The sequence below is a fragment of the uncultured Nostoc sp. genome, assembly GCF_964247315.1.
Taxonomy (GTDB): domain Bacteria; phylum Cyanobacteriota; class Cyanobacteriia; order Cyanobacteriales; family Nostocaceae; genus Nostoc.
Window position 1 is genome coordinate 1 of record NZ_CAXTTT010000038.1, and the last position, 10,786, is coordinate 10,786.

Below are 10,786 nucleotides of genomic sequence, written 5' to 3' on the forward strand. Positions count from 1 at the left end.
GTTCGCCGAAATAACAATTGCGTTCGCCGAAATAACAATTGCGTTCGCCGAAATAACAAATGCGTTCGCCGAAATAACAATTGGGTTCGCCGATGTTGCGTTTTGCTGTTGCTCTACTCAACCTCTCACTAGATATTTTTAAAGGGGTTGGGGGATTTCTTCTGTTTAAGTCCTAATTGGTATAGGTTAAACAGTCTCTGGATCAATGTTTAATTCTCGTAACTTCGCGGCCATGCGCGATCGCAATTGCTGCTCTTGTTGTAACCGTTCTGCTCCCCACAGCAGCAATTGTCCAGCTTCATCCCACCAGCGCAACCAATAGCCAGTGCGATTTACTTTCACACCCTGCCAAATTCCTAAAAACAGCCCAATGCTGGCAATCCAATACTGTCTATCCTGATTCGGTTGCTGGAGTTCGTATTGCCCTGAAGCACCTAGTTGATAGACTTCCACCCACCCCGCCTCTGGTTCAAAAATTACATAGATGGGGACTTGGAGAATACGCTCATAGTAGTACCACTTACCAGGTGGGTACTTAGCTTTAATTGAGTACTCACTACCTTCTGTCTCTAACAAAAATTCCATGACGACCGCCGGAACTTCTCCTTCTAGCTTCGGGGTATAACTACGACGGTTTTGGTTTGGTGGAACTGTCGGTAACACAGAAGGGACATAGAACCAATCTGGGGCTTTAATCACCAACTTGCCATCTACAGTTGCACAAATCCCAAAATTTGTACCAATAAGTATTTGAGGCTGAATTAACCCTGCCAGTTCCAAGCTTTCAGTGAGGGCAAATGCGACCGCTGGCTGACTGATGTTGTCCACAGGCTCATCGGGTAAAGGAAAGTCATCAGGTAACTTTTCCCAAGTGACAATGGGTTCACTGATGGTGGTTGACATAAAAACCTGGAATCAGGTGGCTATTGCTATTATGTCGCACAACTTTTTGCTTGTGAGAGTAGGGGGAGCATGGAGATGAGGGAGAAATAACCAATGTCGTCCAATTCCCCACTCCCTAATTCGTCTCCTGAATTTGCAAACGAACAGTGTGTTCAGTCGCACCACTAAGTTGCAATTCCATGATTTCACCACCTAGAGGTTCCAAGCAAGTGAGGAGCGATCGCAAGTTGGGTGTACTTGCGCCAGTATCTACATATAATCGATCTGCTAAATTACCGATCCGTTTCCAAGTCATGTACAATTTAGCGATCGTTTGTTCAATTTGCGATGCTTGATTTACCAAATCAGCAGCAATGCTCAAACAGCCGACCCTTTGGGCTTCTTCTAAGGCTGTTTCAATATCAACATTCTCCTGCGTTAGCGCCTGAACTTGAGCCGCTCCTTTAAGATATTTAGCCAAGTTACGCGCTTCGCTAGTTACCTGTTTCAGGGTATCCACATCAGGATTGGCAGCTATTTCCTTTTGGATAAACTTTTGATGCGATTCTGGCAGTTTTTCCATTTCCTTCACCAGGGGGGCAATGTAGCGCGGGGGAAGGGTGTTATCTGCTGCTTTTTCTTTGACTGCTTCGGGTAATAAATCTGAGGACATGGCTGTCCATTCATCATTGAGTTGACGCACTTCCCGCCTAGTGATGCGATCGCCTTTTTGGGCGGCTTCACTCACCATCTGTTGTACTTCTGGGACTGCTTTGGAGGTTTCGACAAATGCCCGTTTACTGAAGTTGTTCACAGAACCTGGGTCAAGTTTACCGTCTTCAATGAGAGTATCGGCACTATTCGCCAGTTGAATCCAGGAGTATGCTTGACTTTTGCTGATTTCCCGCTCTTTTAGCCATCGCAGAAAGCCAGTACCGCGTCCGTCACCACCCACTTTTTCTCTGTCGCGTATCGCCCGTAAAATTCGCCCCCGCCAGATTTCAGTTTGCAAATCAAAGCGATCGCATACCTGCCAAGCTATTTCTAGCTGCTGTTGAAAATCTGATTCTAGAATCTGTTCATCTTCTGGATCGGGCAGTTCAAAGCTGATATCGGCTGGCTGTAGTAAAGCAGCAGCAAGGTCGTTGATGGAGTCGGTGTCTTGCACGATTGATGACTAACTAGTGGATGCGATCGGCTTATTATGCCACAATCTGTGGACTCTCACTTAAGGGTGAGTGCAGTATTTTGAGTTACAACAAAGATAGTAGGAAGGGGTAAACCACCTTTGTAAAGTCTTTAATTAATCAGAGACAATAAAAATAAAACGATGAACCAGGTAGACTACCTCCGCATTAGCTTAATCGATCGCTGCAATTTTCGTTGTCAGTACTGTATGCCAGAGGGAGTAGAACTGGATTATATTCTCAAGCAACAGCTGTTAACTGATGAGGAATTGCTCACCTTAATTCAAGAAGTATTTATTCCAGTAGGCTTTAAGCGGTTTCGGTTGACTGGGGGTGAACCCTTATTGCGTCCGCGTGTGGTGGATTTGGTAAGGGCGATCGCAACTTTACCCCAAACTCAAGACCTCTCAATGACCACTAACGGGTTTTTGCTGGCTCCGATGGCACAAAACCTCTACAATGCTGGTCTGCGACGAATTAATATTAGTCTGGACTCTCTCGATTCCGACATTTTCGATCGAATTATTGGTAATCAGGGGCGTTCTCGTTGGCAACAAGTTTGGCAGGGGATTCAAGCTGCCCATCAAGTCGGATTCGACCCACTGAAGCTGAATGTGGTGGTAATTCCTGGCGTTAATGACCACGAAGTTTTAGATTTAGCCGCTCTGACAATTGATAAACAGTGGCACGTTCGATTTATTGAATTTATGCCCATTGGCAATGTGCATTTATTTGGCGATCGCGGTTGGGTATCTTCAGCCGATTTACGAGAGTCTATCCGCGATCGCTGGGGCTTGACAGAATCACAAGTTCGTGGTGCTGGCCCTGCTGATGTCTTTCAAATTCCCGGTGCGAAGGGGACACTGGGATTTATTAGTCAGATGTCGGAATGTTTTTGCGATCGTTGTAACCGGATGCGCCTGAGTGCTGATGGCTGGCTGCGCCCCTGTTTATTAAACGAAACTGGTCAAATAGATTTAAAAACTGCTCTGCGTTCTGGTGTCAGCACCGCTCAATTACAAGAGCAGGTTAGACATTTACTCGGAATCAAGCCAGAAATTAACTTTAAACAACGCGATTCTGGCAACAATTTAGGTACATATACTCGCACCATGTCACAGATTGGCGGGTAGTCATTGGTTATTTGTCATTTGTCCTTTGCAAAGAACTTAGGACAAATGACCCTTCGGGTGACGCTCCTGCGTCGCTAACGCTAGTTACTCATGGGGGAAACCCCCTTGGCGCTAGCCTCTCGCTTTGGGAGAAGATCGCACTAGCTCACTAAGGACAAATGACTATTAAGCTTGTCGTGAATAGTATTCCACCACAAGTAGTTCATTAACTTGTAATGCCACCCATTCGCGCTCAATAACGCTGTTAACTTTACCAACCAACTTATTTTTGTCAAACTCCAAATGACTGGGGAGGTTGGCCAAACCGGGATATTGCAAGTTAGCTTCTACCAACTTCCGTGATTGTGCCCGATCTCTGACGGCAATTACTTCGCCAGGGCGGCATTGGTAGCTGGCAATATTCACCACACGACCGTTAACAGTTACGTGACTGTGATTCACTAGTTGGCGAGCTGCGGGGATAGTCGGCGCTATACCCAAGCGGAAAACGGTATTATCTAAGCGCATTTCTAGCAATTGCAGCAACACCTGTCCGGTAGAACCAGTAACACGTCTGGCTTTCCGCACATAGCGGAGCAATTGCTTTTCAGTCAAACCGTAGTTGAAGCGAAGCTTTTGCTTTTCCTCTAGACGGATAGCATACTCAGAGCGTTTCTTGCGGTTCTGACCATGCTGCCCAGGTGGGTAAGCCCGTCTGGCGCTTTTACGAGTCAATCCTGGTAAGTCGCCCAAGCGGCGGACAATTCTGAGGCGGGGCCCTCTATATCGGGACATGAGTTTCCTTAATCTAATCCTGTTTAAACTTTACCCAAACATTCAATTTTGACATTCCCCTGATGAAAAATCAGCGGATTCTTGGTTTTTTGAAGGTGCTTACATTGGTATGACGTATCCTATCAATGTAGAGTCATCTCCTTTATGCCAGTTGCTTGAAGTCGGTTGAGCCGACACACTAGCTTCCAAGCTTGAATTCCGACGTGTCCCGCCGTACTACTGCCAATAAGTTTTTTGTGTTTATTTAGTTTCGTAGGCTACTCAATCATCAGATTGGTTTACGCAGTATTCTTACTCTGAAATACTTTTTACGTTGCCTACTTATCTTTCAAACAGTTATATTAACACAATTTTCGGCATAATTAATTATGTCTATACTTTACTACCGCCGAAATTCTTAGATTACAGAGGATTTTTAAGATATTTGAGTTAGCATAACTTTGGGTGTTTGGAGAATGGCAATGTCAATGATCAAAAAAGTGGTTAACAAAGGGAAGAACAAACAAGGCAGTTCCACCTCCAGGATTTTAACATTACCAGTTTTGGCTATAGCTGGATGTTTAACAATCTTGCCTAATGTGGCTGTTGCTGCCTCCTACAGGAATGATTATAGTGTCTGTGCTGGTCGCCTTTTGAGTGTGGGTGTAAAGGCAGAAGCGGCATCAGAAGGTTGTGCAGCAGCACTGCGTCCAAAAGATTTGGCTGCTTGCGTGGTGAAAATTGATAAGGAAACCCAAATTGCGGCAACGGATGCGCTTTCTTCTTGTGGGAAGGCTCGGCGTCCTGAAGAGTTAGCAACTTGTGTAGTTGGCGTCAGCCTAAGTACTAAGGAAGAAGCTAATCCGACAGTTTTAGATTATTGTGGACGCAGTTTGTTACCCGTGCGCTTTGGTCAATGTGTGGTTGGCTTGCGTAGTCAAATCGACTTTCTTGCTACTCAAGCGCTAGATACTTGTATCAGTGCTGATGATAGTGTTATCGGTGCTTCATCTTCATCTACACCGCCAACGATAATTCCTGCGGGTTCAAGTCCAAGTTTAGAGACTACCCCATTTCCAAACCAACCAATTGTTCCAACTCAACCAATTGTTCCAACCCAACCAATTGTTCCAACCCAACCAGGCACTAATTAGATTACAGTGCTTTGTGTAATTGATTGAAAATACAGGTCGAATATAGAGTGGCTATTTGCCAACCTGATTCAGGGACTACCAAAAAATAAATCATCCGATTTTAATTTGTAGGTTGGGTTGAGCAACAGCGAAACCCAACCTTATATATTACAATGCTTCAACCTGACTGGGTAATTTCCGTTTACTGACTATATAGCTTTCGTTAGGCAATGATAGTAATATTTACATTAATCAGCATTGCCTGATTTGAGAACTGGGCTATTTAAACTTGTGCAGCTTTACCAATCCCATCTGCGTCAAAGAAAAGATTACCTGTAGTTTGCTCGTAAATAAAGCGATCGCTTGCTGTTGTCGTACTAATCCTAAGTCGCGACAAACTGGAATTGAGCGTATTATTCTAAGATTGAACCAGTTCAAATATGCCTTGGAAACGAAGACAGTACATTTCCAAGACTAAAAGAGTAGTCAAGCGATTGCGTTGAGTTACTCTTGAATCTCAAACCTCTACTCAAATGTTAGCTGCGGTTAGATTTTCAAGTCAGTATCAAATCATCCTTGAACCAATCTCCCCTTTCCACATCCGGTGAAAAGCGATCGCAATATGGTTGTGGCAATAATAGTTACTATATTTCTTACTTTGGTTTCTATATCATGATCGAAAGGTTGAAGAAGTTTCTGCACCTAGCCCAAAAAAGCCGTCTTTTTGCCCTTCTCGATTTTGCCAACACCCGGTCTTATCCAGACTACAAAGATATCACGTGAACCTTCCGGCGGATTGTACACTAATGCAACTTCCGTCAAACGCTCTATTCGCTCGGACAAACTTCAGTACCAATTCTGCCACTTGTGGGCATTTTGATATCTAGCACTGTTCCTAAAGTGTCCACTGACCAGTTAAGCATTCAAAGAAATGAAAAACCATTATAATGCTCCTCTCCAACGCAAAGAGGAGTTGGAGAGAGGTTAGTTAAACTCACGTCAGTTTTTCAGCTTTGGGAATTTAGAATTTTGCACAGTTTGCACAGTTAGTTGTACTAATCTGCTTTTTCACCAAAAGCCGTCTGTAAAACCACTGCAATACCACCGTCTTGGTGATATTTGTCTGCCCAGGCACGAATAACTTCATCCAATTCTTCCATAGCTTGCTCTATTTTTTCTGGGAGGATATCAAGTTCTTCCAGCAAGCGCATGGCGTTTCGTCGCCGTTCTGCCCAATTTTTCATCATGCGGAAATACCGAGCGGTATCTTCCACCATGATGTAGGTACGTTCTTGATCGTCTGCTGGAGCATAAAAAGGACGGGTAAGCGCGTAGAAGGGCATTCCCCAAGGAGAATCAATACGCGTTACCGTTCCTGAGTAAAGCAGACGGCGCTTGATATGCTCACCCAAAGCTTCACTCAAAGGCATTTGGTGTTCGGGTGGTAATTCTTCTTGCGATCGCTTGTGCAAAAACTCAATCAAATCCAGAAACTCAAAGGAGCTAACTAACTGAGCATCAGGTAGATTGCTTGGCAGTTTCTGCTCAATTTGTCTTTTTTCTTCACTTGTCAGACTGCTACCAGGAACGCGCGATCGCCCCGGTTGCCAAGGATACTTTTCTAGCCAGACATAAGGCAATTGAATCAGATAGCGAGGTTCCTGAGAACCCAGCATTTTTAACAGTTTGCCTTCTGTTAGCGCCTGTCTGACTTCTTCTACAATAATTTTTACCCGTTTCGGCTCCAGGTGGTGCAAATGTCCTGTCATCCGCAGGTTTTGTCCCTGCTCCAAATAGGTCATGTAAATTGCACACTTTGCTGCTGTTGCGGCTGCATCTAAAAATGCCCCATGCCTGTGCCCACTCGTCCGCATGGCACTGAAAGCCAGATAAAGCATGATCTGATCCATCGCACTGGGGTCAAGACGTTTGATCAGATCTATGTCGTTACTCATATTACAGACAATTGAATAGCACGTTTACACAATTTTTAATCAAGTGAAAATAGGTAGTATACACCTGGCTAAAGGCTGTCTTTACTTCAAACTATATTAGTATGCGATAACGATGATATCGGTGGTAGCGCAAACTACCATTTTCGCATAATATTTCCTGGTACAAAAGCAGAGTCGGTAGTTGTGACTATAACTGTCTCTGCATCTAACTGGAAAATTAGAGACACCACCGAATCCAGCTTAACGGCGGTTTTTGTCCCAACAGTCAACTATGCTGCAATTAATCTACAAAGCCTTTCAGTTTTCTGGTTTTTTTCATCTTTATAAGAGCAACAATGTCAAGCTGCTTACACCTAATTATGGCACTATGCCGACTCAGAGTAAAAACTAGTTTGCGCAGTTAATCTGGGATATTTGTTGCTAGAAAAAGATGCTTTTTTTCAGCTTTGGCAAATTATTTGTAGTACACAAGTGACTAGAAATAATTGGGAATAGTCTCAAAACAAATCGCTTACCAGGTGTAACCACATTTAGAGGTTGAGCTATATAGCTCGTTGTGAACTATCATTCCGTTTACAACCTCCAGTGATGTCTCGGCAGTATCAGCCGTTGGCTTGAGGAAAGATAGTAGACATCAAGTAGAGCAAATAATTCCAATTTCAAAATACCTGTTTTTTTTCAAATATTGTTCCTTATCATATCACTATTTTTTAGTTTTGAAACATAATTATGCATTTTAAAGTTTATAAATGATGACTAGTTAAATATTTTATATTCTGCTTAAATCAAGGTTTGATGATATTTTTATATCTACTCCTAAATCCAAGTTTCATTTATCATTTAATATTAATCTTTGGATACAAAATGCCACGATTAATTACGATTAAATCGCGTATCTATAAGGCTTTGGCGCTCGTGCTAATAACCAAAAGATTAGTTAATAGCCATACATATAATAAAACATCTTAGGTTTCATCCGATGATTATTTAGAGATTTTTTTGCAATAAATTTATATTTATTTCATGAAAAAATTTTAAATTTTCATGATTTAACTAATTTATTGGCTACTTTCAAGTTTGTTTTTACCTCGCTATTTTATATATTTGAGAGATTTAAATTACGTAGATGGTTTGTTGCTATAAAAAGATGATAATCCGCAACAAGCTACGATATCAGCTTTTTTTTCTGGGTGTCTGGGCGATCGCAGATTAAGTTGACTTGCATAAAACGACAGAAATAAAGATACCATCTTACGAAACACAATTAGTAAGTGGGTGTGAATAATTAAAGATTTGTAGTGACTTAGCGCTGTCTTCTCCCAAAGGGAGACGCTAAGGGCGATAGCGCAGCGTTAGCAAGTCATCGAGCGTTTGGGGGCTTCTCCTTGAGCGACCTAATAAAACCGAAGAATAAAGGCTTTAGCCCTCAGTATAAGGCAATTTGACCAATTTACATTGCTTAATATAAGTTAGTTTATTCTTGCCCACTTATTTATCCTCCCACACCGAAAAAACGGGCAGTCCGGCTGCTTAATATCAACAAAGGGATTATATTCTCAATAAATTCCAAACTAGTCGCATTAAGAACTGCTTATTGATACAGATTTTACGTAGGTGCAGTCTATCGTAGACATCGCTTTGAGTCTTGGAAACTCCCAAACCTAAACAAGAAATGCTGATTTTGTCGTTAGTTCTTACATTGGTTGGGATCGAAAGTCAGTAGATCGAAAACTTTTGTAAGTTGACGGAAGAATAAGGGTTTCAGCCGATGGCTTGGAACTAACACAAGCGTTCATTTGCGATCACAGCAGAGTTAATTGACAACAGAATTACTCGAACAGCAGATTATAAGAGGATTCCAGCGAATTTTATACACTGGCTGAAATGAGTGGTTGGTAAGGCTTCTAGAAATCTTTTCGATCTACTGAAAGTAATTAATTTAGATGCGCTTGCCTCAAAAAAACGGGGTACTCTAAACATTTCTGCGACTTCTTCATCTCTATTTCTAAAATGTGTTGCAATGGTCTTAACTCCTTATGAATCTTCTCTCTGAGCAAGTACTTGTTCTCAATTGCTAGAGTCAGTACTACTCATATTGTTTACATATACGTGTTTTCCCTACCTGTATCAGGCTAAATCTCTAAAAATATATTACAAGTCGATTTTTTCTGAATACTGCTGTGTTATCTGCACCTATACAGCATTTTGAAATCATTCGTAAAAACTTAAATCCCCGACTTCTCAAAGAAGTCGGGGATCTTGTTTGTCACAGATGATTTAGAGAAGTTACAAGTGAGCGCATTAGCGTCAGGATTGATGCTGGCAGTGATGGAAGGTAAAGTAGCTGCCATCATCCTTAAGCTGATTAAACTCGCCATTTAATTCGTGGGACTAGAGGGTTTAACCTGATTTCGCATTGTTTCAAAGCTGAAAGCAGCCGCGCCAAAGGTTACAAATAACACTCCCAGAATTTGCACAATATCCAAATTTTCTTGAATGATTAACCCAGCGAAAATCACGGTTAAAACTGGGATGCTACCACCGATGAGCGCCGATCGCGAGGCACCTAGTTTACTAATACCAACATTATTGAGCAAATAGCCAGCAAGAGTCAGCACACCCAAAATAAACGCGCTTAAAACCAGTTCCAGCATTTTAGAGGGGTCAACTACTACCAAGTTCCAATTGCTTGGCAAAGGTAGCATCAAACAGATAAAGCTCAACAACAGCATGGTAGTGAAGTTAATTAAAGTAAAAGTCACAGGATGCAGTTTGCTAGCACAGACTCGCGTCAGAATTATATAGGCAGCAAAAGCCACACCCGAAAGAATGGCAGTGCTGCTTCCCATTGAAGTATTACCGATACCGATGCTGGGAGAACCCCCTAAAACCAACAATTCACCGCAGCAAATCGCGGCGATCGCAGCGATGCGGAATAGAGTAGGGCGATCGCGAAACAGAAACCACGAAAATAGACCGCTAACCATTGGATAGATAAAGAACAGTGCGATCGCCATTCCAGTTGTGACTTGAGCGATCGCAATGTAGATTAGTACCTGAGATAAAAACAAAAAGCACCCACTTACAATTGACAACACCAAAATCTGCTTGGTAGCTGCATTGGCAGGTGTAGAATTTCCTCGGACTGAAGCAGACAAGTTTTCCAAATCTTGCCACAGTCTTGGATGCAATATCGGAGACAAAAGTACCATTAGTGGTACGACTACCATAAACCGTAGCGTCAAAATTAACAGAGTATTGCCCAAAGTCGGCGGTAGCAATTGCTCTACCTCTAATACTCCAAAAATCTGGGAACCTTCGTGGAAAATCACCTTGATGGCTACGTTGTAAAGCGACGATACCACTGCCGATAAGACAATCAACAAGAAACCGATTTGGAGTGTCGATAAGCCAGAGGAATTAGGCGATCGCGATTGTGAGGGTTTTGCTTTTACCTGCGCTTCTAGCGCAGTGGTTGATGAGGATTCAGCTTTGGTTTGCGATACGTTCTTACGGCGGACAGCAATTGGTTCATTAGGATCCTTTGGAGAAGGTCGGATCATTCTCGGTTGTAGCAAAGATGCGATCGGAGGTTCTGATTTCGTTTCGTTTTCCGGCGATTCTTGATTTAAGACAGAAATTGGTTCGGTGGCATTGTCTTTTGGTGGCGGAACTACAGCCTCAGTAGGTTCTGATGGCGTTTCCCTTGACGACAAATCCTTGCTGGGAGAAGAAATTGGATT

9 protein-coding genes are annotated in these 10,786 nt (G+C 42.7%); 3 read left to right on the plus strand and 6 right to left on the minus strand.

The window, feature by feature from the left end:
- Positions 1–186: 186 nt before the first annotated feature.
- On the minus strand, positions 187–903 hold the full coding sequence (locus tag ACFE93_RS13485) for a Uma2 family endonuclease (RefSeq protein WP_375473767.1): 717 nt from the start codon (positions 901–903) through the stop codon (positions 187–189).
- 115 nt (positions 904–1,018) lie between these two features.
- Positions 1,019–2,050 carry a hypothetical protein gene (locus ACFE93_RS13490; protein ID WP_375473768.1) on the minus strand — a complete coding sequence of 344 codons (1,032 nt, stop codon included), beginning with the start codon at positions 2,048–2,050 and terminating at the stop codon, positions 1,019–1,021.
- 162 nt (positions 2,051–2,212) lie between these two features.
- Here ACFE93_RS13490 and moaA point away from each other — a divergent pair, with 162 nt between their 5' ends.
- Positions 2,213–3,202 (plus strand): GTP 3',8-cyclase MoaA, encoded by a 990-nt coding sequence (gene moaA, locus ACFE93_RS13495; RefSeq protein WP_375473769.1) that lies wholly within the window; start codon positions 2,213–2,215, stop codon positions 3,200–3,202.
- 165 nt (positions 3,203–3,367) lie between these two features.
- On the opposite strand, the gene rpsD is transcribed toward moaA, so the two are convergent.
- A complete protein-coding gene (gene rpsD, locus ACFE93_RS13500; protein WP_298911415.1) occupies positions 3,368–3,976 on the minus strand; it encodes a 30S ribosomal protein S4 in 609 nt (202 codons plus the stop codon).
- A 455-nt stretch (positions 3,977–4,431) separates the two neighbouring features.
- On the opposite strand from rpsD, the gene ACFE93_RS13505 reads away from it, so the two are divergent.
- Positions 4,432–5,109: a hypothetical protein gene (locus tag ACFE93_RS13505; protein ID WP_375473770.1), complete on the plus strand. Its 678-nt coding sequence runs from the start codon at positions 4,432–4,434 to the stop codon at positions 5,107–5,109.
- A gap of 555 nt (positions 5,110–5,664) precedes the next feature.
- Entirely contained in the window at positions 5,665–5,871 is a 207-nt protein-coding gene (locus ACFE93_RS13510; RefSeq protein WP_375473771.1) for a hypothetical protein, read from the plus strand.
- Between the two features lie 272 nt (positions 5,872–6,143).
- Here ACFE93_RS13510 and hetR read toward each other — a convergent pair whose 3' ends face one another.
- From hetR to ACFE93_RS13525, 3 genes are all read right to left on the minus strand, one after another.
- Positions 6,144–7,043: a heterocyst differentiation master regulator HetR gene (gene hetR, locus ACFE93_RS13515; protein WP_375473772.1), complete on the minus strand. Its 900-nt coding sequence runs from the start codon at positions 7,041–7,043 to the stop codon at positions 6,144–6,146.
- 134 nt (positions 7,044–7,177) lie between these two features.
- A complete protein-coding gene (locus tag ACFE93_RS13520; RefSeq protein WP_375473773.1) occupies positions 7,178–7,312 on the minus strand; it encodes a hypothetical protein in 135 nt (44 codons plus the stop codon).
- A gap of 2,109 nt (positions 7,313–9,421) precedes the next feature.
- Positions 9,422–10,786 (minus strand): EamA family transporter (locus ACFE93_RS13525; RefSeq protein ID WP_375473774.1); only part of this gene is annotated, 1,365 nt, incomplete at its 5' end.